The organism is Xylophilus sp. Leaf220 (genome assembly GCF_001421705.1).
Lineage (GTDB): Bacteria > Pseudomonadota > Gammaproteobacteria > Burkholderiales > Burkholderiaceae_C > Xylophilus.
Genome location: NZ_LMKO01000001.1, coordinates 175,591 through 198,759, shown reverse-complemented (window position 1 = coordinate 198,759; position 23,169 = coordinate 175,591). Strand labels below are relative to the sequence as shown.

Sequence of the window (23,169 nt, the reverse complement as noted above, 5' to 3'; positions counted from 1 at the left end):
CACTGGCAGACTCAGCGTCGTACCTGCAGAGCGCCAGGATTCACGATGTTGGTCGGAACGCCCTTGATGTAGTTGATGACGTTGTCGAAAGCGGCACCGAAGTACATCTCGTAGCTGTCCTGCTCGACGTAGCCGATGTGGGGCGTGCAGATGCAGTTCTCCAGGCGCAGCAGGGCGTGTCCCTGCAAGGGCGGCTCGGTCTCGAACACGTCGATGGCGCCCATGCCCGGCCGTCCACGGTTGAGCGCGGTGAGCAGGGCTTCGGGCTCGATCAATTCCGCACGCGACGTGTTCACGATCAGGGCCGTCGGCTTCATGCACAACAGGTCGTCGAGCTTGACGATGCCGCGCGTCTCGTCGTTCAGGCGCAGATGCAGCGACACCACGTCGCACTGCTGGAAGAATTCTTCGCGGCTGTTGGCGGCCTGGTAGCCGTCGGCCCGCGCCTTGGCGCGCGAGGCATCGCGGCCCCAGACCCTGACGTGCATGCCGAATGCCTGCGCGTAACCGGCGACCAGTTGGCCGATCTTGCCGTAGCCCCAGATCCCCAGCGTCTTGCCCCGCAGCACGTTACCGACGCCGAAATTCGGCGGCATCGACGCGGCGCGCAGGCCCGACTGCTGCCAGGCGCCGTGCTTGAGGTTGGCGATGTACTGCGGCAAGCGGCGCATCGCCGCCATGGTCAACGCCCAGGTCAGTTCGGCCGGCGCGATCGGCGAGCCCACCCCCTCGGCCACCGCCACGCCCCGCTCGGTACAGGCCTGCACGTCGATATGGGCACCGACCTTGCCCGTCTGGGCGATCAATTTCAGGCGCGGCAGCTTCTCGATCAGCTGGCGGTTGATCTGTGTCCGCTCTCGGATCAGGACGATGATCTCAGCATCGCGCAGCCGAACCGACAACTGGCCCAGACCCTTGACGGTGTTGGTATAGACCTTGGCGGAGTAGGCGTCCAACCGTGCAGCGCAATGCAGCTTGCGCACCGCATCCTGGTAGTCGTCGAGGATCACAATATTCATGCCCCGATTGTGCCTTGTCACCTCGCCGGGTAGAAAGCGCAAGGCTCCCAGGGCAAGCCGGCTGCAGAACCGAGGGCGAAGGGCGGGGGAGCATCTCCTCCTGCCGGCGCATGCCGGCAACTGGGAAATTTCAGACCTCCACCGTCCCTCGCACGCCGAGACGGCGCCGGCCTACTGCGGTGCCAACCGCTCCAGTTCGGCGCATACGTCGGCCATGCGGCCGGAGATCACCATGCGGCCTGCGTACTGGGCGTTCTGGCGTCCTTCCACGATCCGCACAACGCGCAGCGGCGTGGGGCGCGATGGTGCGGCGTGGCCGACACCTGCCGTCGCGGCCACGGCGGCCGTCGTATCGGCTGCGAGGCCATCCGGTGCCCGGGGGACCAGCCGCAGCGGTGGCGCCTGCGTCGAAGGCGAGGATGCGGGGCGTGCAGACTGGCGGTCCCATGCGCGACGCGACATCCAAGAGGAAAAGGGCGCAAAAATCCCTGCCTGTGCGATAGCGGCAAATCCCATTCGTAACTCCAGATCGAAGAAGGTTCAGGAACGGCAGGATTTGCGAGAGAGATGCAATCGCCAGGGCCGCCAGTGCTCGGGATCCAAGCCTGCCGAACGCCCGCCACCTGGCGTTGCAGAAGACGCTACATGAGCATCGTGTTGCGGATCAGGCCCACGGCCAAGCCCTCGATCTCGAAGGGCTCGTCGGGCTGGACGAAGATCGGCTCGAAGTCGGGGTTCTCGGCGTGCAGTTCCACACCGCTGTCGGTCCGCTGGAAGCGCTTGACCGTCACTTCCTCTCCCAGGCGGGCCACCACGATCTGGCCGTTGCGGGCTTCACGGGTGGAGAGGACCGCCAGCAGGTCGCCGTCCATGATGCCGATGTCGCGCATCGACATGCCGCGCACCTTCAACAGGTAATCGGGCTGTTGCTGGAACATGCCGCTCTCGACGTAGTAGGTGCGATCGACATGCTCCTGCGCCAGGATCGGCGAGCCGGCGGCCACCCGGCCGACCAGCGGCAGCGCCAGTTGCGCCAGCCCGGGCAACGGCAGCGATACCGACAGCTGCCCGGCGGAGTGCAAGGACCGGAGGGTGTCGCTGCGCAGCCGGATGCCACGCGAGGTGCCGCTCACCAGTTCGATGACGCCCTTGCGAGCCAATGCCTGCAGATGGTCCTCCGCCGCGTTGGCCGACTTGAAACCCAGCGTTTGCGCGATCTCCGCGCGGGTTGGGGGGGCGCCGGTACGGGCGACGGCCTGCTTGATGAGCTCCAGAATTTCCTGCTGGCGCGCCGTCAGCTTGATGGGGGCTGCGTGGCTGTCGATCATGGTCATTTCTCCGCGGCGGTGCTGTTTGAATATCCAGTAGCTGTATTTTTGAACAGTTTCGCTGGATTGGCAAGCATCGAACGGTTGGCAATGCCGACTGTGGTGTTTTTTCACCGGGTCGCTACCCGGGTCGCGCGGCAGCGACCACGCAATGCGGGCCGCCAAAGAAAAAGGCCGCTGCGCGGCCTTCTTCACGGGTGTCGGTTTTCGCCTCAGGCAGCGAGCGCTTCCAGCGCCCGGCGGGTGATCTCGTCGACGGATCCGATGCCGCTGATGGCGCGGTAGCGCGGCGCCTGGTCGGGCTCCTTGCGGGCCCAGTCGGCGTAGTAATCGACCAGCGGACGGGTCTGGGCGCTGTACACCTCCAGCCGCTTGCTGACGGTGGCTTCCTTGTCGTCCTCGCGCTGGATGAGTTCTTCGCCGGTGACGTCGTCCTTGCCTTCGGTCTTCGGCGGGTTGAACCGGACGTGGTAGGTGCGGCCCGATGCGGGGTGCGAGCGGCGGCCGCTCATGCGCTCGATGATCGCCTCGAACGGAACGTCGATCTCCAGCACGTAGTCGAGCTTGACGCCGGCACTCTTCATCGCATCGGCCTGCGGAATGGTGCGCGGGAAGCCGTCGAACAGGAAGCCCTTGTCGCAGTCGGGCTGGGCGATGCGTTCCTTGACCAGATCGATGATCAGCTGGTCGCTGACCAGCGCACCCGACTTCATGACCGCGTCGGCCTGCAGTCCGAGCGGGGTGCCGGCCTTCACGGCCGCGCGCAGCATGTCGCCGGTGGAAATCTGAGGGATGCCGTACTTTTCGCAGATGAAAGCGGCTTGGGTGCCCTTGCCCGCGCCGGGCGCGCCCAACAGAATCAGTCTCATGGAAGTCCTCGGATAGTGAAATGTGGCGGTGGCACCGCTGGCCGCGCGGCGCGCCGTCGAGGACGGGCTGGGAAGGGCGGGTGCGGTGCTCTGACTTGCGCGGGAGGATAGCACGCAGGCTTGCAGGGTTTTCGAGGGGGGAGTCGCCCCCGGCAGGCGCCTCGGGGCCCGTGCCGAAGCCTGTTTCAGGCGAACAGAGCGCGGACGCGCGCCAGGTCCTGAGGCGTGTCGACGCCGGTACCCGGCGCGTCCGGTGTCAGGTGTACCGCGATGCGGTGGCCGTGCCACAGCGCGCGCAGCTGTTCCAGCGCCTCGGTGGTTTCCAGCGGCGACTGTTCGAGTTGCGGGAACGCCCGCAGGAAGCGCACCCGGTAGCCGTACAGGCCCACATGCCGCAATGGCGGCGGGCTGGGCAATGCCGGCGCACCGGTCGAGCGCAGCCACGGGATGGGAGCCCGGCTGAAGTACAGCGCCAGGCCCGATGCATCCGTCACCACCTTGACCGCGTTCGGGTCGAGGTAGTCGGCCAGCGCGTCGATCGGGTGTGCCGCAGTCGAGATGCTGGCCTCGGGTCGGGCATGCAGCGCCGCGGCCACGGCGGCCACGAGTGCGGGGGGTACCAGCGGCTCGTCGCCCTGCACATTGACCACGACGTCGTCGTCGGCCAGGCGCAGCAGGTCGCAGGCCTCGGCCAGGCGGTCGCTGCCGCAGGCATGGTCCGCGCGTGTCAGCAGGGCCTCCACGCCATGGCGATCGCAGGCGGCGACGATGGAGGGATGGTCGGCGGCCACCACGGTGCGCACCGCGCCGGAGGCCATGGCCTGGCGCGCCACCCGCACCACCATCGGCAATCCGCCGATGTCGGCCAGCGGCTTGTCCGGCAGCCGGGTCGATGCGAGCCGGGCCGGGATCAGGGCGGTGAAGGGCAGGGCGGTCATGGCGGGGGCGTACGCCGAAATCACAGGCCCAGTTCTTCGTCGGACAGCGTGCGGGCTTCGTTCTCGAGCAGGATCGGGATGCCGTCGCGGATCGGGTAGGCCAGACGGGCGCTGCGCGAGGTCAGCTCGTCCTTCTCGCGGTCGTACGCCAGCGGGCCTTTGGTGACGGGGCACACCAGCAGTTCGAGAAGTTTGCTGTCGATCATGGCTTTCCTTGGGCGGCGTCGTGAGCGGGCGATGATAGCCGTGCCAGATGCGCACCGACCCGTGCGTCCAGGGCGGCCAGGAAGGCCGGCTCGGGCACGAACACCAGCGGCACCGCCAGCGCGGCCGGTGCCGCCCGCCAGAGCTTCAGGGCGTCTTTTTCGGTGCAAATGAGCCGCTGGCCGGCGTCAGGCGCCGGCCTCCAGCTATCGAAATCATAGTGATCGGGCAGCGCGGTCGTCCGGGCGACGTCCAGGCCGCGCGCACGCAGCATCGAGAAGAACGCTTCCGGTTGCGCGATGCCGGCGACGGCGTGCAGCGCCACGCCGGCCAGTGCCGCCAGCGGCACCGCGGTGCCGTCGGCCTGCAGCGCGTGGTCGGCCAGGCGGCGCTCGCCGCGATAGCCGTCGAACGCCGGCCGGCTACCGGTATGCAGCACCAGATCCACCCGACGGGGCCAGGGCTCGCGCAGGGGTCCGGCCGGCAGCAGCCAGCCGTTGCCGACGCCGCGGTCGTCGAACACGCAGATCTCGACGTCGCGGCCCAGCGCCAGATGCTGCAGCCCGTCGTCGCAGACGATCAGCTGCACCTCGGGGTGCGCTGCCAGCAGGCGGCGGGCGGTCGCGGCGCGGCGGCGGCCGACGAACACCGGCGCGCCGGTGCGGCGGCGGATGAGCAGCGGCTCGTCGCCGACCGTCTGGGGCATGTCTTGCGGCATCACCGGGCGGATGTCGTCGTCTTCGCCGGCAGAAGGGGTGCGTCCGTAGCCCCGCGAGACGACGCCCACCCGTAGACCCCGGCGCTGCAGATGCTCGACGACGGCGATAACCGTCGGTGTCTTGCCGGCCCCGCCGGCGACCGCGTTGCCGACGACGATCAGCGGAACGCCGACCCGCTCGGTGTGCCGCCAGCCGTGGCGGTAGGCCGCCAGCCGCAGGTTCCAGAGCGCGCGGTAGATCCACGACACCGGCCGCAGGGCCCGGGCCAGCGGCCCCCGCCGGAGCCATGCGTCCCGCAACCGTTCCCGCAGGCCGCCGCCGGGCGTCATCGGCGGTTCAGGGCGTGCCGCCGGCGCGCGCGCTGCTCTGGGTGGCGAAGGTGATCTGGCCCAGACCGGCGCGGCGGGCGGCTTCCATCACCGTGACGACGGTCTGGTGCGGCGCGCTCGCATCGGCGCTGATGATCACCACCGTCTCGCGACCGGCCTTCGCGGCGGCGCCCAGGGCCTTGCTCAACGCGTCCACCGAGCCCGACGCCATCGGCGTCTTGTTGACGGTGAACCGGCCGTCGCTGCTCACGGAGACCAGCACTTCCTTCTGGTAGTCGCGCATCGCCTGCGCATCGGCCACCGGCAGCCGCAACTGGATCTCGGTGAAGCGGCTGTAGGTGGTGGAGAGCATCAGGAAGATCAGCACCACCAGCAGCACGTCGATGAACGGGATCAGGTTGATCTCGGGCTCGTCGCGGCTGCCTGCGCGGAAATCCATGCGGGAGCGTCCGCGGAAATTGAGGCTCATGGCGGTGCCGCGGTCAGGGTTTGCGCAGCTGGTTCAGGTGGCGCACGAAGCGCTCGGCCGCCAGTTCCAGCGTCAGCAGGTAGGCATCGACCCGGCCCCGAAAGTAGCGCCAGAAGATCAGCGAGGGAATCGCCACGATCAGGCCGAAGGCGGTGTTGTAGAGCGCGATGGAGATGCCCTGCGCCAGCTGCGCCGGGTTGCCGCCGCCGCTGGCCGCGCCGCTGCCCGACTGCGATCCGAAGATCTCGATCATGCCGATCACGGTGCCCAGCAGGCCCAGCAGCGGCGCGGCCGACGCGATGGTGGCCAGCGCGCTCAGGTATCGCTCCAGCCGGTGCGCTGCACTGCGGCCCGCGCCTTCGATGGCTGCGCGCAGATCGCTCTCGCTGCAGCTGGGATTGCTGTTGAGCGCCCGGAAGCCGCTGGCGAGCACCGTGCCGAGGACCGAGTTCTGCTCCAGCTGCGTCACCACGTCCGGGCCGGGTACCGTGCGGGCCGACACGGCGATCGCTTCGTCCAGCAGTTTCGGGGGGGCGACCTTCGAGGTCTTGAGGCTCAGGAAACGCTCGATGACGAGGGCCAGCGCCAGTACGGAGCAGAGCACCAGGGGCCATATCGGCCATCCGGCCGCTTGTATGATCGAGAACAAAAGGACTCCCTCCGGTGACGTATGACGATGTCGGCCGGGATTATGGCGCAGGCCTTCCGCGACCTGCTTTGCCTTGCATGCCGGTCCGCCAGCCGGTCGCCCACAGATCGTGTGGATAAGTTTGTGCGCAAGCCGGCGGTTTGCGGCTCCAGCCCGCGCCGGCATTGGAATGCGACAGTTCGATGAAAAAAACAGCACCTCCTCCGATCTCTTCCAGGCCGCTCGGCCGGGCGTTCCATGCTTGAACCCGGCCAGCCGGCAGGTGCACGCGTCTGGCCGGTGGGTGCGCTGTGCCGGGCGGTCGGCGACGCGCTCGACGCCCGCTTCAACCCCGTCGCGGTGCGCGGCGAGATCGCCGGGTTCTCCCGGGCCTCCAGCGGGCACTGCTACTTCTCCCTGAAGGACGCGCAGGGCCAGGTCCGCTGCGCGATGTTCCGCCGCGCGGCCGGGCTGCTCGACTTCCTCCCGCGCGACGGCGAACTGGTGGACGTGCGGGGGCGGCTCGGCGTCTACGAGGCCCGGGGCGACCTGCAACTGGTCGCCGAGTCGATGTCGCGGGTGGGGCAGGGCGGCCTGTTCGAGCAGTTCCTGCTGCGCAAGGCCCGGCTGGAGGCGGAGGGCCTGTTCGACCCGGCCCGCAAGCGGGCCTTGCCGCCGATGCCGCGCGGCATCGGCATCGTGACGTCCCTGGGGGCTGCCGCCCTGCACGACGTGGTGACGGCCCTGCGCCGCCGTGCGCCGCACCTGCCGGTGTTGCTGGCCCCCGCCGCGGTGCAGGGCGCCGGCGCGCCGGCCGAACTGGTGCGGGCCCTGGAGGCTTTGTATGCCCACACGCGCCGGCCGCAGGACACGCAGCCGGTCGACGTGATCCTGCTGGTGCGCGGCGGCGGCTCGATGGAAGACCTGTGGGCGTTCAACGACGAACTGCTGGTGCGCACCCTGGCCGCCAGCCCGGTGCCGGTGGTGACCGGCGTGGGACACGAGACCGATTTCACCCTGACTGACTTCGTCGCCGACCTGCGCGCGCCGACCCCTACCGCGGCGGCGGAGTTGTCGGCGCCTGCCCGGGATGCGTTGCTGGGCGGGCTGGACCAGATGTCCGATGCGCTGAAGAGTGCTGTATTGCGGACGCTGGACCGGCAGGGCCAGCGCATCGACACGCTGGCGGCCCGGGTGGGCAGGCCGTCGTCACGTCTGGCCGAGCAGCGGCTGCAGCTCGATCGGCATATGCACACGCTGCACTTCGGTGCCCGCGCCGCGCTGCAGCGGGCGGCGCATGCGCAGCAGCGGCTGGCGCAGTCGCTCGCACCCGCCGTGTCGTCGTCGCTGGCCCGGCATGCGGCGCTACTCGACCGCGCGCAGTTGCGGCTCGAACTGCTGGACCCGGCGCTGGTGCTGCAACGCGGCTACTCATGGATCGAGGATGCGCAGGGCGGCGTCGTGCAGAGCGTGCGGCAAGTCGCAGCGGGGCAGGCGCTCAAGGCGACGCTGGCCGACGGCAGCGTGGCTCTGCAGGTCACCGGCGTGAGCGCGCAAACCGTCGCGGGCGCTGCAGACGCGGACTAGGCCTGCCGAAACCGGTGGTCAGCGGGCCTGGAAGGGCGCGCCGGTCAGCCTGAAGCCGGCCTTGAGCTTCTTGTGGTCGAACCAGCCCTGGTTCATTTCCAGCACGTAGCGCACCGGTTTGGTCGAGCAGTGCGAATCGGTCTTGAGCGGCTGCATGTCGGCCAGGTTGACGATGGTGCCGTCGTCCGCCACGAAGGCCGCCGTCAGCGGCAGCAGCGTGTTCTTCATCCAGAAGCACTGCGTCGCGGGCTGTTCGAACACGAAGAGCATGCCTTCGTGCTGCGGCATCTCGCGGCGGTACATCAGGCCCGTCTGGCGCTCGTCGGGTTTTGCGGCCACCTGGGCATCGATCCGGTACATGCCCGCCATCAGCGGAACGCGCGGAAGATCGGTCTGCGGCACGCCGTTCGGGCTGTCCTGCGCCTGCGCGCCGGGGGCGGCCAGCAGGGCGGAGCACAGCAGTGCCCAGAGGATACGGCGGGACGGTGCATTCTTCATGAGCGGTTCTTCGAGCGGTGCGGAAGGGATGTCGATTCTCGCGCAGAGCGCGCCGCGGCGTGCGGCGCCGGCACGGAGGCGGCGGACACGAAAAAGCGGCCGCACGGGCCGCTTCTGTCGATCGGGTCTCGCCGCGGCGGATGGATGCCGCGGTTGTCGATCAGCCCTTGTGGGCGTGTGCCGCGACCGCGTGCTTCGGGTGCCGCGGCTTGTGGCCGGCAGCGTGCGGGCCCTTGGGGTGCTTGTGCTTCTTGGCTGCCTTGTGCTTGGACATGCGGGCCTGCTTGCGTGCCTCGCCGGCCGCCTGCGACTGGGCAGGAGAGTAGGCCGAGGTGCTGGAGTTGCCTTGCGGTGCCTGCTGGGCGAAAGCGCCCATCGCGAAGAAACCGGCGATCAGGGTGGCGAGGAGCTTGTTCATGTGACGGTATCCTGGATCGGGAACTTTAAAAGGGTGGGGGGCATGCCTTCCGGAACGCCGGAAGGCGGGTTTTCAACGCGGTCTTCTGCACCGGCGTTGACCGCGAGTATGCCTATTTATCGGACATAGAATCGACGGCTTTGTCCCGGCCGTCACCGGCCGCCGGGCGCACCTTTTCTCCCGCTCTCCCCCGAGGTTTCCCATGCCGTACCAGCACATCCAGGTGCCCGCCCGAGGCCAGAAGATCACCGTCAATGCCGACAGGACCCTCTGCGTGCCCGACGAGCCGGTCATTCCGTACATCGAAGGCGACGGAACCGGCCAGGACATCACCCCGGTGATGCTCAAGGTGGTCGATGCGGCGGTGGCCAAGGCCTACGGCGGCGCCCGCAAGATCCACTGGATGCAGGTCTACGCCGGCGAGAAGGCGACGCGTGTCTACGGGCCCGACGTCTGGCTGCCCGAGGAGACGCTGGAGGTGGTGCGCGACTACGTCGTGTCGATCAAGGGACCGCTCACCACGCCGGTGGGCGGCGGCATCCGGTCGTTGAACGTGGCCCTGCGCCAGCAACTCGACCTCTACGTCTGCCTGCGGCCGATCCGCTACTTCAAGGGCGTGCCGAGCCCGGTGCGCGAGCCGGAGAAGACCGACATGGTGATCTTCCGGGAGAACTCGGAGGACATCTACGCCGGCATCGAGTTCGAGGCCGGCAGCGAGAAGGCGAAGAAGCTGATCCGCCTGCTGAAGGACGAGCTGGGCGTCGACAAGATCCGTTTCCCCGAAACGTCCGCACTCGGCATCAAGCCGGTGTCGATCGAGGGCACCGAGCGCCTGGTGCGCAAGGCGCTCCAGTACTGCATCGACAACGACAAGCCCAGCATGACGGTGGTCCACAAGGGCAACATCATGAAGTTCACCGAAGGCGGCTTCCGCGACTGGGCCTATGCCCTGGCGCAGAGGGAGTTCGGCGCCGAGCCGATCGACGGCGGCCCGTGGATGAAGTTCAAGAACCCGAAGACCGGCAGGGACATCACCGTCAAGGATTCGATCGCCGACGCGTTCCTGCAGCAGATCCTGCTGCGTCCGGCCGAGTACAGCGTGATCGCCACCCTCAACCTCAACGGCGACTACATCTCGGACGCGCTGGCGGCCCAGGTCGGCGGCATCGGCATCGCGCCGGGCGGCAACATGAGCGACACGGTGGCGATGTTCGAAGCCACCCACGGCACCGCGCCGAAGTACGCCGGCAAGGACTACGTCAACCCCGGCTCCGAGATCCTGTCGGCCGAGATGATGCTGCGCCACATGGGCTGGACCGAGGCGGCCGACCTGATCATCGAATCGATGGAGAAGGCGATCGCCAGCAAGAAGGTCACCTACGACTTCGCGCGCCTGATGGAAGGTGCGACGCAGGTGAGTTGCTCGGGCTTCGGCCAGGTCATGATCGACCAGATGTAGGTTCACGCACCTCCGGCCTCCGGGCCGTGTCCGAAAAAGCCCTTCCCTGCCCTGCAGGAAAGGGCTTTTCGCATGGTGCCGATGCGTGCGGCTGTACCGGCCGACGCACCGCGCTCAACGTGCCCGACGCTCGGCCACCGGTTCGGCGCCCAGGCGGTGATCGAAGTCGCGCCGCGGCGCGTGCGCCAAGCCCACCGCATCGTCCAGCGGCACCGGGTGGCTCAGCAGATAACCTTGAACCCGGTCGACGCCCATCCCTTGCAGCACCCGCAACTCGGCCAGCGTCTCGATGCCTTCGGCCACCACGTCGCTGCCGATGTCGTGGGCGAAGGTGCTCAGGGCCGCGGCCAGGGCCCGGTGGTTCGCGTCCTGGTCGATGTCGTGCACCAGCGAGATGTCGAGCTTGATCTGGTCCGGCCGCAAATGGAGGATGTCCCGCATGCTGGCATGCCCCGCGCCGGCGTTGTCGAGGGCGATGCGCAGGCCCCGCTGCCGCAGCGGCTGCAGGTGGGCCATGACGGTGTTGTCGTCGGCGACGGCCGCGCGCTCGGTCACCTCCAGCACGACGCGGGTCAGGTCGTGGCCCTCGAGCGTCGGTTCCAGAAGACCGCTCGAGATGAATTCGCGCGAGCCGTTGATCGCGAAGAAGACGTGCGCTGGCATCTGCGCCATGCTCGCCAGGGCCTTCTCCATCGCCCACTGCTCCAGCGACGTGCCCAGCCCTGCCTCGACTGCCTCCTTGAACCATTCCGCCGGCGTGGCCCGCTGCCCCTTGTAGAAACGCGAGAGGCACTCCACACCGGCGACGGTGCCCGTCTCGACGTCATAGATGGGCTGGTAGACGATCCTCGGCTGCTTGTCCATGATGGCCGCGTCGATGCGCGCGGCCTTGTCCTGCATGCGCTGCCAGGCCGTCCGCTCCTGGTCCAGCCGGTGGGCCACCAGCTCCGACAAGGTCTTGAGCATGCCGGTATCGCGCTCTCCCAGGGTCGGATCGGCCTGGTACCGCAGGCAGCACAGGGTGCCGTAGAGCGTGCCGTCGGCCAGCCAGATCGGCACGCTGATGTGGGCGCCCAGCGGCGGGCCAGCGTCGGGTACCGACGGATGGGACGCTTGGCCACGCGCATTCGGCACCAGGGTCGACAGATGGCCGGTGATCACGCCCTGCACGTAGCGGCTGTCCTGCGGGATGACCTGCCCAGGGTAGAACGGCACGGGGTGGCGTGCATCCAGATGGCGCAGCACCCGCTTTTCGCCCTGGAATTCGGCCACGAAGGCCACGTCCATGTCGAGGTGCGTGCGGGCGGCGCGCAAGACCTTGTCGATGTAGCTGCGGCCCTCCACGTCCTGGAATACTGACGCGATCGCGGTGGAAAGCCGCATCGGAACGCCAACGATCGTCATATTTACCCCCATAAAAATAGTCTGGGGTGTTTTACGCTTCCGGGGACACGAACACAAGGCCGCTTTCGCCGATGCGACAGCCGTCGCAGGCCGTATTGCGCACAGGTCGCCGGCGCGCGCACATGCCGGGTGTTTCTGCGGCGGGCTACTCTCCGCTACCCGTTTGCGGCTCCGCGCCCCGCAAATCCAGGTGCAGCAGGTCGGCGACCTGCTGGAAGGTACGGGCCGGCGTGGCATGGCAGCGGGCATGCACCAGTTCCTTCAGGGCGCTGTAGCTCGGCAGCGGGTACGGGCGCTGGCGGGCGGCGATGCGGATCGCGTTGACGGCGGTCAGGTACCCCGACACCCACTGCACCATGCCATCTTCCCGCACCACGTCCACGACCGCGCTGCTGCTGCGGATGTCGTTCCAGTGGGTGCACGGGGTACCTGCGTAACCGACGGCCAGGCGCGCCTGCACCGGTGTCGCCACCAATGCCAGGACCATCGAGCAGGTGAATGCGGTTGTGCGGCACATAGACTCTCCAGTTTTGATCCGGGTATTTTGAAGTCTTGTGGCCGGTTTCCGTCAAGCGGCATCAGGGGTCGAAGGGGTGTTCGTCCGCCCGGCCATCGCACAATGGCCTGTTGCCCCGCGCCGGGGCTCGGTCGATGAAGGGATGTCCATGGCGGCAGGTTGGTGGGAAACGGTGGGTCGGGTCGTCGAGCAGGAGTTCGCCGATATCGGCGATCCGGAGCGGATCACGCGGCTCGTGCTGCGGCTGGGCATGGCCGCGCTCCTCGGCGGCCTGCTGGGGCTGGAGCGGGAGCGCAGCGGCAAGTCGGCGGGCATCCGCACCCATATGCTGGTGTCGATGGGCGCGGCGCTGTTCGTGCTGGTCACCCAGCAGGCGGGCGTTCTGGAGACGGACGTGAGCCGGGTTGTGCAGGGCATCGTCGCCGGCGTGGGATTCCTGGGCGCGGGCGCCATCCTGAAGAGCCGCGGCGGCGACCAGGTCAAGGGGCTGACCACCGCTGCCGGCATATGGCTCACCGCGGCGATCGGCTTGTCGGCCGGCCTGGGGCAGGAAGTCACGGCTGTGCTGAGCACCGTGCTGGCGATCCTGGTGCTGTCGTTGGAATCGGCTTTCGGCCGGCTGGGGAACAAGCTGCGGGAATGAGCTGCCGAGGGCCGGCGCACCTTCGGCGACCGGCTCGTTCACTTCGTGTCACCGCCCCGTCACGGGCCGTGCGGAAGATGGCGGATTTCAGCCGCCGATCCACCATGACCTTCTCTTCGCTCCCCGAACCCCAGCAGGACCTCGTGCACCGCATGGCGCAGGATCTGGTCGACAGCTACGACGAGGAATTCGAGCTGGAGATGGAAGACCGCGATTTCGCCGAAGGCGGCGAGCGCAGCGCCAAGGACCCGGACGCCCGCCGCGCGTACTTCCGCGAGCTGTTCCGCCTGCAGGGCGAACTGGTCGAGCTGCAGGACTGGGTGCAGCAGAGCAAGCAGAAGGTGGTGATCCTCTTCGAAGGCCGCGATGCGGCGGGCAAGGGCGGGGTGATCAAGCGCATCACCCAGCGGCTCAACCCGCGCGTGGCCCGGGTGGCGGCGCTGCCCGCACCCAACGACCGCGAGCGGACCCAGTGGTACTTCCAGCGCTACGTGGCGCACCTGCCGGCTGCGGGCGAAATGGTGCTGTTCGACCGCAGCTGGTACAACCGCGCCGGCGTCGAGCGGGTCATGGGCTTCTGCTCCGACGAGGAATACGAGGAGTTCTTCCGCACCGTGCCCGACTTCGAGCGGATGCTGGTGCGCTCGGGCATCAAGCTGATCAAGTACTGGTTCTCGATCTCCGACGAGGAGCAGCACCTGCGCTTCCTCGGCCGTATCCACGACCCGCTCAAGCAGTGGAAGCTGAGCCCGATGGACCTGGAGAGCCGCCGGCGCTGGGAGGAGTACACCAAGGCCAAGGAAACGATGCTGGAGCGCACCCACATCCCCGAAGCGCCCTGGTGGGTGGTGCAGGCCGACGACAAGAAGAAGGCCCGGCTGAACTGCATCAGCCACCTGCTGCACCAACTGCCCTACCAGGACGTGCCGCATGCGCCGGTGGTGCTGCCGGAGCGGGTGCGCAACCCCGACTACCTGCGCCAGCCGGTGCCGTCGCACATGGTGGTGCCCGAAATCTACTGACCGGAACCGGTTGACCGCAGGCGCGGCGGCCGCCGCCGACCTCTAGCCGCCGGGCCGCACCTCGAAGCGCTGGTGCGGTGCGCCGCCCATGCCGCGGTTGGGCTGCATCTGCTGCTGCATCGACTCCCGCTGCTGCTGCATCTGCTGGCGCTGCTGGTCCTGGTGCTGGCGGATCTGCTGCTGCAGTTGCATCTGTCCCTGGCGTTCCTGCTGTTGTTGCTGTTGCTGTTGTTGCTGTTGTTGCTGCATCTGGAACCGCTGCTGCTGCTGCTGTTGTTGTTCCATCCGCTGCACCGCCTGTTCCCGCTGGTTCTGCTCCATGCGGAACTGGTCGCGGCGCTCGTGGTTGAGCTGCTGGATGCGGACCTGCTCCTGGTAGACCTGCTGGGCGCGGCGCTGGTCCTCTGCCTGCCGCTGGGAAAAGCCGGGTTGGAACCGTTCCTGCGCCTGGCGCATCTGCTCGACCTGCTGGTTGTCGCGGTACTGCTGCAGCTCCCGCTGGCGCTGCTCCTGGGCCAGCTGGTGCTGGCGCATCTGGTCGGCCAGCGCGCCACCGGGCGGCCCGGCGGTGAACGGCTGGCTACCGACGCCCGACGTGCCGTAGACGCCGCGCGGTACCTGCGGGGCGATGCCGGCCTGGCCCGGGCCGCCGTAGCCGGCGCCGGGCCGGAAGATCGGCGGCTGCACCGTGCGGGCGCGGGCCAGTTCCTCGGCCGTGACCGCCTCCATCCGCCGGCGCTCGCCCCGGCGGCGGCCGAAATCGTCGGCGCCGATGCCCGATACCGCACCCGGGCGGTTGAGGAAGCGGTACGCCGCGGCGTCGGCATTGCCGCGCACGTCCCAGCCGCGGTTGATGTTGCCCAGGTAGCGGGTGCTGGCTCGGTAGCCAGGGCGCCAGGCCTCGCCGGGCGCCAGCGGAAACCACGCCACGCCCGGCCGGCCGTTGCCGAGCAGTATGGTGCCGGTCTCGATCTGGCTGCCGACGAATCCGACCAGGGCGGGTGCGTAGATCGGCCGGATGTGCGCCGGCCCGGGTACCCACGCCCAGCGGCTGCTGATCTGCGTCCAGCGACCGTAGTGGAACGGGGCGAATCCCCAGGGCGCGTCGTCCATCCAGGTCCAACCCCAGGGCTGCACCCATTCCCAGCGGCCGTAGCGGTAGGGCGCCCAGTCGGCCGCCACGCCGGTGGGGTACCACACCGTGCCGTAGGTACCGTCGTTGTGCCAGTCGCCCTGGCCGTCGAGCATGCGGTAGCCGGGCATTTCGCGCGAAACGTAGCGGGCGCTGACCGAGGCCGCATCCAGCCGTGCCCGCTGCTCGAACCAGCGGTCGAAATCGTCGCCCGCCACTACGGTGGCGAGCAGGCCCGGCGAGCTGAGGTTGCGGCCGACGAAATCGCGCCGCTGCGGCCCGGTGAGCGGAAGCGATTCGCCTTTTTCGCCGTACACGACGCCCGCGGCGCCCGGCTCCACCGCCGACACCCGGGTGAGGCCCTGGCCCGGGTCGACGTCGATCCGGTAGCGGCCAGGGCGGGTGAGCACGAAGGCCAGGTTGGGCGTATCGATCTCGTAGCGCTGGCCCGGCTCGGCCGCACGCAGCTGGACGCCGAGGGTGCCCTGGGTGAGCTTGAGCTGGGTGGTCTGGGGATCGAGGGCGGTGAATTCCATCACCGAGGCGCCGTCAAGCCGGAGCAGCATGCCGCCGGCATCGATCTCGGCGCGCGATCCGGTGTCGGTCCAGACACGGTCGCCTGCGATCAGCGGCCAGCCGGTGTCGGCGGGGCGGGTCTGGTTGTCGATGCCGGTCTGGTGCTGGGCGCTGCCCTCGATCAGGTCGAAGCGGGCGATGCGCTCGGGCGGATCGGCCTGGGCCGTCGCCTGCAGTGCGGAGGCGGCCAGCAGCATCGCCAGGAACGGTGTGCACCAGCGGCGCAGGCGCGAAGAAAGTGCGGAGACAGCCATGCTATGAGAACGCCTTTATCGGCCGGAAGTTAACACCGTCCGTCCTGCGACGGCCCCGCCGGGCCGCCTTTGTGCAAGCGCCGGTAACGGCGGCGCTGCATTGCTAGGCCGGTTCAGCCGGCCAGGGCGGCCTTCACCGCGGCGGAGACCTGGGCCATGTCGGCCTTGCCGGTCAGGCGGGCCTTGGCGGCACCCATGACCTTGCCCATGTCGCCGGCGGCCGGGGCGCGGCCCAGTTCCGCAGTGATCGCGGCGACCACGGCACGTACTTCGGCCGTCACCTCTTCCATCGACAGCCGTGCGGGCAGGTAGACCTGCAGCACGGTCAGCTCGGCGGTTTCCTTGTCGGCCAGGTCGGTGCGGCCGGCCTGCTCGAAGGCGGCGACCGAGTCCTTACGCTGCTTGATCAGCTTGTCGACGATGGCGACGATGGCCGCGTCGTCCAGTTCCACCCGCTCGTCCACTTCCTTCTGCTTCATCGCGGCCATCAGCAGGCGGATCGTGCCGAGACGCTCGCTGTCCTTGGCGCGCATCGCGGTCTTCATGTCGTCGGTGATCTGTTCCTTGAGGGCCATGGTGTTTCCTGGTGTTGGCAAGTGGAGGGTGGGGCCGCACAGCCGCATGCGATGCAGCGGCCGCAAACGAAAAAACCCGCGCCTGGCGTCCCGAGCGCGGGTTGCTGTCGGAAAGCCCGTGGGCTTCCGGCAGGGATCAGTACAGCTTCTTGGGCAGCTGCATGCTGCGCACGCGCTTGTAGTGGCGCTTGACGGCGGCAGCCTTCTTGCGCTTGCGCTCGGCCGTCGGCTTTTCGTAGAACTCGCGGGCGCGCAGGTCGGTCAGCAGGCCGAGCTTTTCGATGGTGCGCTTGAAGCGGCGAAGAGCTACGTCGAAGGGCTCGTTTTCTTTAACACGGATGGTCGTCATTACGTAATGTTTTCCGAGATATGTGCAGCCGCTTGGAATCACGGGAGATCGGGCCCATGACCGGCGTGCTGCGATTGTTCCCCGGCTTGAGGTGATCAGGCCGCCGGGGGTTTGCCAGCAAAGCCGAGCATTATAGCCCGGCGCCGACGGCGTTCGTCCATACATTCGTCGGGCAGTGCGGCAAGCAGCCGCTGTAACGTTCCATTGCGAACCTTCTACCCCCACAGAATCGGCCGATGGATTATCTCGATTGGCTTCAATGGCCCGCGATGGCCGTATCGGTCTGCGCGGCGTGGATGGTGGCGTCGGATGCGCAGTCGCGGCGGGAGGCGGGCTTCTGGGTCTTCCTGGCCAGCAATCTGCTGTGGATCGTCTGGGGCATCTACAGCACGTCGTGGGCGCTGGTGGTGCTGCAGTTCTGCCTGGGCGCGATGAACATCCGCGGCGTGAAGAAGAACGACAGCGCCCGACAGGCCCCTGCCGAGGACTAGGCCAAAGCGTGCCGCCTGCGCCGGCGGAGGGCGGTGCCGTTAGCGCTGCGCCGCGCACCGCATATGCACATGCGCGAAATGTCGTTGCCCCGGGGTGCGGCTCCCGGCACAGTCGCGCCTCCATCGATTTCCAGGTCTACCGCTCCATGCCATTCCGTTCGAAACTCTCCCTCGGCCGCCGTGCCGCCGTCGCCGCACTCGCACTCGCTTCGCTCGGCGCCGGATGGGCCCATGCGCAGGACAAGACGACCATCAAGGTGGGCGTCTCGGTCGGCAGCGGCGACCAGATCTTCGAGGTGGTGAAGAAGGTCGCCGCGCGCGACGGCCTCACGATCCAGGTCGTGGCCTTCAACGACTACCAGCTGCCCAATGCCGCGCTCGCCTCGAACGACCTGGACGCCAACGCCTTCCAGCACCAGCCCTTCCTCGACAACCAGAACCGCACCCGCGGCTTCGACATCGTGCCGGTCGGCCTGACGATCACCGCGCCGCTGGGCTTCTACTCGAAGAAGGTCAAGTCGGCGTCCGAACTGCAGGACGGCGTCACCGTCGCGATTCAGAACGATCCGTCCAACGGCAACCGCGCCTTGCTGCTGCTGCAGTCGGCTGGCCTGGTCACCCTCAAGCCCGAGGCGGTGGCGCGCAACAACGCCACGCCGCTCGACGTGGTCGCCAACCCGAAGAAGCTCAAGCTGGTCGCGCTCGATGCGGCGCAACTGCCGCGCTCGCTCGACGACGTGGCGATCGCCGCGATCAACAACGACTACGCCGGGCAGGCGGGCCTGAGCTTCGAGCGCGACGCGGTGCTCAAGGAGTCGCCCCGCGGCCCCTACGCCAACATCATCGCCACCCGCCGTGCCGACAAGGACAAGCCGTGGGTGAAGAAGCTGGTGGCCGCCTACCAGTCGGCCGAGGTGCGCGAGTTCATCGAGACCAAGTTCAAGGGCTCGCTGATCCCGGCGTTCTAGAGCACACCCCCAGGCTCCGCACTGCGTGTCTTCGCCTACCCCCTTGCAGGGGGCGACACCTTGCGGCCCGGCGGAGCCGGATCCGCGGTGTCCCTGGAAAATGGCGGCGGCGGTTGCGGTTGCGGGCGTTTTGCAGATGAAAAGTGCCTGTAGCCGGCGTGTGGTTCCGGCCATCAGCTATCGAAAATGTAGCGTCAGACGGGAGCAGGCTGCAGCGCCTGACCGCAGGCGTGGCCGCTCGCCCAGGCCCACTGGAAGTTGTAGCCGCCCAGCCAGCCGGTCACGTCCACCACCTCGCCCAGGAAGAACAGCCCCGGCTGCTTCTGGGCCTCCATCGTCTGCGAGGACAGGTCGCGCGTGTCGACCCCGCCCAGCGTCACCTCGGCCTTGCGGTAGCCCTCGGTGCCGGTGGGTACGATGCTCCACTGCGCGATGCGGGCGGCCAGCGCCGCAAGCGATTTGTCGGGCACCTCGTTGACCGGGCGCTGCAGGGCTGCGTCGCCCGCCGTCCACGCATCCGCCAGGCGCGAGGGCACCATCAGCCCCAACTCGTTGGCCACCCGCTTCTTCGACACCGCCTTGGCCTGCGACAGCCGCGCCGGCACGTCGGTGCCCGGTGCGAAATCGAGCGCCAGCGGCACCCCCTCCTGCCAGTAGCTGGAGATCTGCAGGATCGCCGGCCCCGAGAGGCCCCGGTGGGTGAAGAGCAGGTCTTCCAGGAAGGCGGCGCGCGCCTTCTTCTGGCCGGTCGCCACCTCCACCGGCAGTGCCAGGCCGGCCAGCGCCGCGTAGGGCGCCCAGCCGTCGCCGTCGAAGGTGAGCGGCACCAGACCGGGCCGCTGCGCCACGGTGCGCAGTCCGAACTGCTGGGCGATGCGGTAGCCGAAGTCGGTGGCGCCGATCTTCGGGATCGACAGCCCGCCGGTGGCGATCACCAATTGCGGCGCGCGGGCAGGGCCGCGGCTGGTTTCGATGGCATAGCCCTCGGTCTGCGAGAAGCGCACCGATTCGACCTTGCACGGCTGCCAGCGTTCCACGCCGCCGCCGCTGGCCCCGCCGCCGCATTCGGCCAGCAGCATGCCGATGATGTCCTCGGCCGAGCGGTCGCAGAAGAGCTGGCCCTTGTGCTTCTCGTGGAAGCCGATGCCGTGCCGCTGCACCAGCGAAATGAAATCCTGCGGCGTGTAGCGCGCCAGCGCCGAGCGGCAGAAGTGCGGGTTCTGGCCGATGAAGTGTTTCTGCGGCGCGGCCGGGTCGAGCTCGCGGTTGGTGAAGTTGCAGCGGCCGCCGCCCGAGATGCGGATCTTCTCGGCCAGTTTTTCCGCATGGTCGACCAGCAGCACCCGCAGCCCGCGCTGCGCCGCCACGCCCGCGCAGAAGAGGCCGGCCGCGCCGGCGCCGATGACGATGGCGTCGAAGGATTTCAAGGAAAAAGTGCCTGTGAGGATTGATGCTCGCCGACTACATGCTATCGAAGATATAGCACGCGGCTCAGCCGGGGATAAAGATCGCGGAGTGGAGCCCGCGGGCCGCGACAGCCCCTGCCAAGGCCTGCCGCGCCAAAGTGCTCAGCCCTTCCAGGTGAACGGAAACTTGAACTGCTGCACGAAGCCGACCGGCACGTAGTCGCCCTTCACGCCGTAGTCCTTCGGCCAGCGCTGGTCGCTCTTCACCGCGGTGCCGAACAGGTAGTCGAGGAAGGCGAAATGCGCCGCGTAGTTGCGGTCGAGCGCGGCGTCGTCCTGGCTGTGGTGCCAATGGTGGAAGTTGGGGGTCACGATCAGGTAGCGCAGCGGCCCCAGCCGCACGCTCACGTTGGCATGGTTGAAGACCGCTTGGAAGCCGACGATCACGATGTAGGCGTCGATCACTTCCTTCGAGAAACCCAGCACGTAGATCGGCGCCAGCACCAGCGTGCGGGTGATCAGCAATTCGCCGATGTGCTGGCGGGAGCCGGCCAGCCAGTCCATGCTCTTAACGCTGTGGTGCACCGCATGCAGTCGCCAGAGCGTCGGCACCTCGTGGTAGGCGCGGTGGGTCCAGTACTGGACCAGGTCGGCCACCAACACGATCAGGAACAGCGCCACCCAGAAGTTGAGCCCCTGCACCCAGCCGCGGATGCCGTCGCTGGCGGCCCAGCCGAAGAACTTGTGCACCATCAGGTTGGTCGCCAGCAGCACGAAGCCGACCACCATGTGGTTGACGATGAAGTGGTGCAGGTCGCACTGCCATTCGGCGCGGAACACCGGCTGGTCCTTGCGCAGGGCGAACAGCTTCTCGATGAAGATGAAGATGAGCGCCGATCCGAACAGGTCGAGCACGAACCAGTCGAGCCCGATGTAGGGCGTGCCGTCGGCGAAATCGTGCACCGGCACCTTGTGGCCGCCCAGCAGCGCGGCCGAGGTGACCAGCAGGAAGGCGGCGGCCGAGAGCCAGCGCGAACGGTTGAACAGGATGTTGACCAGGCTCAGCCCGCCGCCCACCACCAGCGCGCCCAGAAGGATTTGGCGCATCAGGTCGACGTTGTACGACTTGCGCAGTTCGGGCGTGGTCAGGTACTGCGGAAACAGGAAGGCCAGCACGCCCAGGAAGCTGAGGATGCCGAGGGTGAGGGCGATGGTGCCGGTCACCAGCCCGCGGCCGCGCGGCAGTGCGCCGTGGCTCTGGGTGAAGTCGTTGAGTTTGTCGAGCATGGGGAAGGCTCCGGGTGTGCGCTGTAGTGCCGCGCGAGGGGCCCGAGTCTAACGACGCGCCTTACCGGCGTGGCGTGCTGACGGGCGTGTCCGGCACCGATGGCGCGGTGCCCGCAGCGGATCGCCCCGGCGTGCCGATGTCGGCCCCCACGCCATCGGCTGTCAGCGGCTACCTACAAGGCGCGTCCTGTGTGGATGGCAGCAAGTTATTTTTACCCCAGCGAATCTCGGTGGATTGCACCGTCGCCGTGCCACCCCGACTCGACCCCTCGCTGCGACACCGTCGACAGCCTTTCCAAAGATTGCCATGCGCAGCGACAGACGTTATTTGCAGGATGCCGGCCGTGCCGCCTCGGGTGCGGTGCGCACCGATACCGGTGGCGGCAGGCGCCCGGGCGCCGTCGTTTTTCCGTAGGAACGCACCATGCCCTACGCGTTGCTGGAAAAGCTCGACGAGATGCAGCTGCCGGTGGAGATCGCCGGAGCGGAGGTGGACATGGTCCGCGCATATGTAGCGGCCGGACTGGTGGTGGCCGAGATACGGCAGCCGGTGTGCGGGCGTGACGGTGCGGTGCTGGCGATGTCGGCGCGGGTCGAGTCGCTGACCCGTGCCGGGCGCCGCACAGTGGAGAAGCGGCGTGCGCACCGTAGCACGCAGGCCTTCCTGCGCAAGCTGTAGTCCGGTCGTACGCGGGCCGGAACTCTAGCAAGCCGACAGGGCGCGCGCGGCAGACGATGGCGCTTGCTCCTGCGCTAAGCCCGAGCGCCGATGAGCGTGGCCGCGCGCAGCGACAGTCCGTCCACCTGCTGGGTGATGCCCGACAGCACCTGTGCCACGACTGCGAACTCCCGGCCGTGCTGGCCCGCGCGGGCCGCCATCACCTGCGCGTTGAACGCGACCACCTTGGCTTCGCGCGCCACCCGCTGGATCGAGCCGACGATGTCGCCCAGCTCGCGGGTGGTGGATTCGGCCTGCGCCGAGGCGATCCGGTCGAAGGTCGAGGTGGCGCGGTTGAGGGCATCGAGCGTCGCATCGCCCCGCTCCGCCAATGCCGCCACCGCCTCGGCCATGCGGGCGCTGTTTGCGGCGATCGCGTCCAGTGCCTCGCCGGCCTGCCGCACGAAGGCGGCCACCGCCGGGCCGACGCCGCCCGTGCCGCCATAGAGGTCGCGCACGGCAGCGGCGCTGGTGGCATCGAGTTGCCGGTGCGTGCCCTCCAGCCGCGCCTGGCTGTCGGCGAACAGCGCGAGGCTGGCGCGTGCCGCGGCCAGTTGCGACGCGCTGCCCTGCGCCGCCAGCACCGTCTGCAGCAGCAGGCGCTGCGACAGCATCCGCTGCCGTGCGGCCAGGTTGACGGTGGACATGCCGGCGTCCTGGCGCGGGGTGGCGGGTGCCGGCGGCGCAGGTGCGAAGGTCGAGAGGGGCCGTGCCGACATGGTGGTTCCTTGGAAGCGGTGACGGGTACCGTCTAGCAAGCGCCGGGCCACGGCGCCCGTACTGGCCGGCGTTACCATCGCCGTCCGGAGGCCTCCGACATGAAGCGCAACGTATTCGAATCCGAAGACATGGACCAGCTCGAGGTGACCGTCAGCGAGATGCTGCTGGCGACCACCGAACAGTCCGATGCGATGGTCGACGCGTCGGTCACCCAGGTGCTGCAGGTGCTGCGCGAGCGGCTGGGCATGGACGTGGTCTTCGTCGCGGAGTTCGACGGCGACAAGCACGTCATCCGGCAGGTGGCGAACCCGGCGCACGAGCAGACCCACGTGCCCGGCGAAGTGCGTGAGCTGGAGCAGACCTGGTGCCACCACGTGGTCGAAGGCCGGCTGCCGCGCCTGGTGCCCGACACCCGCACCGAGCCTGCGCTGCGCGACGCGCCGCCGCCGCCGGCCAAGATCGGCGCTTTCATCACCACGCCGATCGTGCTGGACGGCCGCAGGAACTACGGCACGCTGTGCACCTACAGCTTCGCCGCGAACGCGTCGCTGGGAGACCGGCAACTGCAGGCGATGGAAAAGGCCGCGCAGCACATCTCGCAGGCGGTGAGCCGCGGCCACCGCCGCTGATCCTGCCGCGTCC

At 68.4% G+C, this 23,169-nt stretch carries 27 protein-coding genes; 8 read left to right on the top strand and 19 right to left on the bottom strand.

Annotated features, from left to right (window positions below; genetic code table 11):
- Positions 1–11: 11 nt before the first annotated feature.
- From ASE76_RS00900 to ASE76_RS00865, 9 genes are all read right to left on the bottom strand, one after another.
- On the bottom strand, positions 12–1,019 hold the full coding sequence (locus ASE76_RS00900) for a D-2-hydroxyacid dehydrogenase family protein (RefSeq protein WP_055833330.1): 1,008 nt from the start codon (positions 1,017–1,019) through the stop codon (positions 12–14).
- Between the two features lie 171 nt (positions 1,020–1,190).
- Positions 1,191–1,358, bottom strand: coding sequence for a hypothetical protein (locus ASE76_RS20320; RefSeq protein WP_156362475.1), 168 nt, complete (start codon positions 1,356–1,358; stop codon positions 1,191–1,193).
- 302 nt (positions 1,359–1,660) lie between these two features.
- Entirely contained in the window at positions 1,661–2,347 is a 687-nt protein-coding gene (gene lexA / locus ASE76_RS00895; RefSeq protein ID WP_055835417.1) for a transcriptional repressor LexA, read from the bottom strand.
- Positions 2,348–2,559: 212 nt separating this feature from the next.
- Positions 2,560–3,216, bottom strand: a complete 657-nt coding sequence (gene adk / locus ASE76_RS00890; RefSeq protein ID WP_055833326.1) for an adenylate kinase — start codon at positions 3,214–3,216, stop codon at positions 2,560–2,562.
- 185 nt (positions 3,217–3,401) lie between these two features.
- Positions 3,402–4,154 (bottom strand): 3-deoxy-manno-octulosonate cytidylyltransferase, encoded by a 753-nt coding sequence (kdsB, locus tag ASE76_RS00885; RefSeq protein WP_201781815.1) that lies wholly within the window; start codon positions 4,152–4,154, stop codon positions 3,402–3,404.
- Between the two features lie 20 nt (positions 4,155–4,174).
- The gene (locus ASE76_RS00880; protein WP_055835412.1) at positions 4,175–4,357 is read right to left on the bottom strand and encodes a Trm112 family protein; all 183 of its coding nucleotides are present in this window, start codon (positions 4,355–4,357) and stop codon (positions 4,175–4,177) included.
- Positions 4,357–5,406, bottom strand: coding sequence for a tetraacyldisaccharide 4'-kinase (gene lpxK / locus ASE76_RS00875; RefSeq protein WP_055833323.1), 1,050 nt, complete (start codon positions 5,404–5,406; stop codon positions 4,357–4,359). The genes ASE76_RS00880 and lpxK overlap by 1 nt, the downstream gene beginning before the upstream one ends.
- A 7-nt stretch (positions 5,407–5,413) precedes the next feature.
- Entirely contained in the window at positions 5,414–5,845 is a 432-nt protein-coding gene (locus tag ASE76_RS00870; protein ID WP_055833320.1) for a biopolymer transporter ExbD, read from the bottom strand.
- Positions 5,846–5,888: 43 nt separating this feature from the next.
- Positions 5,889–6,524 carry a MotA/TolQ/ExbB proton channel family protein gene (locus ASE76_RS00865; protein WP_055833317.1) on the bottom strand — a complete coding sequence of 212 codons (636 nt, stop codon included), beginning with the start codon at positions 6,522–6,524 and terminating at the stop codon, positions 5,889–5,891.
- A 237-nt stretch (positions 6,525–6,761) separates the two neighbouring features.
- Between ASE76_RS00865 and xseA the strand changes: the two genes are divergently transcribed.
- On the top strand, positions 6,762–8,090 hold the full coding sequence (gene xseA, locus ASE76_RS00860; protein ID WP_055833314.1) for an exodeoxyribonuclease VII large subunit: 1,329 nt from the start codon (positions 6,762–6,764) through the stop codon (positions 8,088–8,090).
- Between the two features lie 18 nt (positions 8,091–8,108).
- On the opposite strand, the gene ASE76_RS00855 is transcribed toward xseA, so the two are convergent.
- Positions 8,109–8,588, bottom strand: a complete 480-nt coding sequence (locus ASE76_RS00855; RefSeq protein WP_055833312.1) for a DUF192 domain-containing protein — start codon at positions 8,586–8,588, stop codon at positions 8,109–8,111.
- Positions 8,589–8,748: 160 nt separating this feature from the next.
- The gene (locus ASE76_RS00850) at positions 8,749–9,006 is read right to left on the bottom strand and encodes a hypothetical protein (protein WP_055833309.1); all 258 of its coding nucleotides are present in this window, start codon (positions 9,004–9,006) and stop codon (positions 8,749–8,751) included.
- A 202-nt stretch (positions 9,007–9,208) separates the two neighbouring features.
- Between ASE76_RS00850 and icd the strand changes: the two genes are divergently transcribed.
- On the top strand, positions 9,209–10,465 hold the full coding sequence (gene icd, locus ASE76_RS00845; RefSeq protein ID WP_055833305.1) for an NADP-dependent isocitrate dehydrogenase: 1,257 nt from the start codon (positions 9,209–9,211) through the stop codon (positions 10,463–10,465).
- Between the two features lie 114 nt (positions 10,466–10,579).
- Here icd and ASE76_RS00840 read toward each other — a convergent pair whose 3' ends face one another.
- The gene (locus tag ASE76_RS00840) at positions 10,580–11,848 is read right to left on the bottom strand and encodes an EAL domain-containing protein (RefSeq protein WP_168389197.1); all 1,269 of its coding nucleotides are present in this window, start codon (positions 11,846–11,848) and stop codon (positions 10,580–10,582) included.
- 166 nt (positions 11,849–12,014) lie between these two features.
- Entirely contained in the window at positions 12,015–12,356 is a 342-nt protein-coding gene (locus ASE76_RS00835) for a hypothetical protein (RefSeq protein ID WP_055833301.1), read from the bottom strand.
- A 178-nt stretch (positions 12,357–12,534) separates the two neighbouring features.
- Between ASE76_RS00835 and ASE76_RS00830 the strand changes: the two genes are divergently transcribed.
- Both ASE76_RS00830 and ppk2 read left to right on the top strand, forming a co-directional pair.
- Complete coding sequence (locus ASE76_RS00830) at positions 12,535–13,029, top strand: MgtC/SapB family protein (RefSeq protein ID WP_055833298.1); 495 nt, start codon at positions 12,535–12,537, stop codon at positions 13,027–13,029.
- Between the two features lie 77 nt (positions 13,030–13,106).
- The gene (gene ppk2 / locus ASE76_RS00825; RefSeq protein ID WP_369793346.1) at positions 13,107–14,051 is read left to right on the top strand and encodes a polyphosphate kinase 2; all 945 of its coding nucleotides are present in this window, start codon (positions 13,107–13,109) and stop codon (positions 14,049–14,051) included.
- Positions 14,052–14,093: 42 nt separating this feature from the next.
- Here the strand turns inward: ppk2 and ASE76_RS20315 are convergent, their stop codons facing one another.
- The 3 genes from ASE76_RS20315 to rpsU all read right to left on the bottom strand — a co-directional run bounded on the left by ASE76_RS20315 (position 14,094) and on the right by rpsU (position 16,937).
- A complete protein-coding gene (locus ASE76_RS20315; RefSeq protein ID WP_156362473.1) occupies positions 14,094–16,013 on the bottom strand; it encodes a DUF6600 domain-containing protein in 1,920 nt (639 codons plus the stop codon).
- A 113-nt stretch (positions 16,014–16,126) separates the two neighbouring features.
- Positions 16,127–16,588 carry a GatB/YqeY domain-containing protein gene (locus ASE76_RS00815; RefSeq protein WP_055833288.1) on the bottom strand — a complete coding sequence of 154 codons (462 nt, stop codon included), beginning with the start codon at positions 16,586–16,588 and terminating at the stop codon, positions 16,127–16,129.
- Positions 16,589–16,724: 136 nt separating this feature from the next.
- Entirely contained in the window at positions 16,725–16,937 is a 213-nt protein-coding gene (gene rpsU, locus ASE76_RS00810; protein WP_007833691.1) for a 30S ribosomal protein S21, read from the bottom strand.
- A 236-nt stretch (positions 16,938–17,173) separates the two neighbouring features.
- On the opposite strand from rpsU, the gene ASE76_RS00805 reads away from it, so the two are divergent.
- Both ASE76_RS00805 and ASE76_RS00800 read left to right on the top strand, forming a co-directional pair.
- The gene (locus ASE76_RS00805; protein ID WP_055833285.1) at positions 17,174–17,428 is read left to right on the top strand and encodes a hypothetical protein; all 255 of its coding nucleotides are present in this window, start codon (positions 17,174–17,176) and stop codon (positions 17,426–17,428) included.
- Between the two features lie 146 nt (positions 17,429–17,574).
- Positions 17,575–18,396, top strand: a complete 822-nt coding sequence (locus tag ASE76_RS00800; protein WP_055833282.1) for a MetQ/NlpA family ABC transporter substrate-binding protein — start codon at positions 17,575–17,577, stop codon at positions 18,394–18,396.
- 194 nt (positions 18,397–18,590) lie between these two features.
- Here ASE76_RS00800 and ASE76_RS00795 read toward each other — a convergent pair whose 3' ends face one another.
- A complete protein-coding gene (locus ASE76_RS00795) occupies positions 18,591–19,823 on the bottom strand; it encodes an NAD(P)/FAD-dependent oxidoreductase (RefSeq protein WP_055833279.1) in 1,233 nt (410 codons plus the stop codon).
- Between the two features lie 141 nt (positions 19,824–19,964).
- Entirely contained in the window at positions 19,965–21,089 is a 1,125-nt protein-coding gene (locus ASE76_RS00790; RefSeq protein WP_055833277.1) for a sterol desaturase family protein, read from the bottom strand.
- Positions 21,090–21,513: 424 nt separating this feature from the next.
- Between ASE76_RS00790 and ASE76_RS00785 the strand changes: the two genes are divergently transcribed.
- Positions 21,514–21,768: a hypothetical protein gene (locus ASE76_RS00785; RefSeq protein ID WP_055833275.1), complete on the top strand. Its 255-nt coding sequence runs from the start codon at positions 21,514–21,516 to the stop codon at positions 21,766–21,768.
- A 74-nt stretch (positions 21,769–21,842) separates the two neighbouring features.
- On the opposite strand, the gene ASE76_RS00780 is transcribed toward ASE76_RS00785, so the two are convergent.
- Positions 21,843–22,526, bottom strand: a complete 684-nt coding sequence (locus ASE76_RS00780; RefSeq protein ID WP_055833273.1) for a methyl-accepting chemotaxis protein — start codon at positions 22,524–22,526, stop codon at positions 21,843–21,845.
- A 99-nt stretch (positions 22,527–22,625) separates the two neighbouring features.
- Between ASE76_RS00780 and ASE76_RS00775 the strand changes: the two genes are divergently transcribed.
- Positions 22,626–23,156, top strand: coding sequence for a GAF domain-containing protein (locus ASE76_RS00775; RefSeq protein ID WP_055833270.1), 531 nt, complete (start codon positions 22,626–22,628; stop codon positions 23,154–23,156).
- Positions 23,157–23,169: the final 13 nt, after the last annotated feature.

What these genes read in the sequence shown, in the direction of transcription:
- ASE76_RS00900 (WP_055833330.1), bottom strand. Translation starts at nt 1,019, where the DNA reads ATGAATATTGTGATCCTCGACGACTACCAGGATGCGGTGCGCAAGCTG.
- lexA (WP_055835417.1), bottom strand. Translation starts at nt 2,347, where the DNA reads ATGATCGACAGCCACGCAGCCCCCATCAAGCTGACGGCGCGCCAGCAG.
- adk (WP_055833326.1), bottom strand. Translation starts at nt 3,216, where the DNA reads ATGAGACTGATTCTGTTGGGCGCGCCCGGCGCGGGCAAGGGCACCCAA.
- kdsB (WP_201781815.1), bottom strand. Translation starts at nt 4,154, where the DNA reads ATGACCGCCCTGCCCTTCACCGCCCTGATCCCGGCCCGGCTCGCATCG.
- lpxK (WP_055833323.1), bottom strand. Translation starts at nt 5,406, where the DNA reads ATGACGCCCGGCGGCGGCCTGCGGGAACGGTTGCGGGACGCATGGCTC.
- ASE76_RS00870 (WP_055833320.1), bottom strand. Translation starts at nt 5,845, where the DNA reads ATGGATTTCCGCGCAGGCAGCCGCGACGAGCCCGAGATCAACCTGATC.
- xseA (WP_055833314.1), top strand. Translation starts at nt 6,762, where the DNA reads ATGCTTGAACCCGGCCAGCCGGCAGGTGCACGCGTCTGGCCGGTGGGT.
- ASE76_RS00855 (WP_055833312.1), bottom strand. Translation starts at nt 8,588, where the DNA reads ATGAAGAATGCACCGTCCCGCCGTATCCTCTGGGCACTGCTGTGCTCC.
- ASE76_RS00850 (WP_055833309.1), bottom strand. Translation starts at nt 9,006, where the DNA reads ATGAACAAGCTCCTCGCCACCCTGATCGCCGGTTTCTTCGCGATGGGC.
- icd (WP_055833305.1), top strand. Translation starts at nt 9,209, where the DNA reads ATGCCGTACCAGCACATCCAGGTGCCCGCCCGAGGCCAGAAGATCACC.
- ASE76_RS00840 (WP_168389197.1), bottom strand. Translation starts at nt 11,848, where the DNA reads ATGCGGCTTTCCACCGCGATCGCGTCAGTATTCCAGGACGTGGAGGGC.
- ASE76_RS00835 (WP_055833301.1), bottom strand. Translation starts at nt 12,356, where the DNA reads ATGGTCCTGGCATTGGTGGCGACACCGGTGCAGGCGCGCCTGGCCGTC.
- ASE76_RS00830 (WP_055833298.1), top strand. Translation starts at nt 12,535, where the DNA reads ATGGCGGCAGGTTGGTGGGAAACGGTGGGTCGGGTCGTCGAGCAGGAG.
- ppk2 (WP_369793346.1), top strand. Translation starts at nt 13,107, where the DNA reads ATGGCGGATTTCAGCCGCCGATCCACCATGACCTTCTCTTCGCTCCCC.
- ASE76_RS20315 (WP_156362473.1), bottom strand. Translation starts at nt 16,013, where the DNA reads ATGGCTGTCTCCGCACTTTCTTCGCGCCTGCGCCGCTGGTGCACACCG.
- ASE76_RS00815 (WP_055833288.1), bottom strand. Translation starts at nt 16,588, where the DNA reads ATGGCCCTCAAGGAACAGATCACCGACGACATGAAGACCGCGATGCGC.
- rpsU (WP_007833691.1), bottom strand. Translation starts at nt 16,937, where the DNA reads ATGACGACCATCCGTGTTAAAGAAAACGAGCCCTTCGACGTAGCTCTT.
- ASE76_RS00805 (WP_055833285.1), top strand. Translation starts at nt 17,174, where the DNA reads ATGGATTATCTCGATTGGCTTCAATGGCCCGCGATGGCCGTATCGGTC.
- ASE76_RS00800 (WP_055833282.1), top strand. Translation starts at nt 17,575, where the DNA reads ATGCCATTCCGTTCGAAACTCTCCCTCGGCCGCCGTGCCGCCGTCGCC.
- ASE76_RS00790 (WP_055833277.1), bottom strand. Translation starts at nt 21,089, where the DNA reads ATGCTCGACAAACTCAACGACTTCACCCAGAGCCACGGCGCACTGCCG.
- ASE76_RS00785 (WP_055833275.1), top strand. Translation starts at nt 21,514, where the DNA reads ATGCCCTACGCGTTGCTGGAAAAGCTCGACGAGATGCAGCTGCCGGTG.
- ASE76_RS00780 (WP_055833273.1), bottom strand. Translation starts at nt 22,526, where the DNA reads ATGTCGGCACGGCCCCTCTCGACCTTCGCACCTGCGCCGCCGGCACCC.
- ASE76_RS00775 (WP_055833270.1), top strand. Translation starts at nt 22,626, where the DNA reads ATGAAGCGCAACGTATTCGAATCCGAAGACATGGACCAGCTCGAGGTG.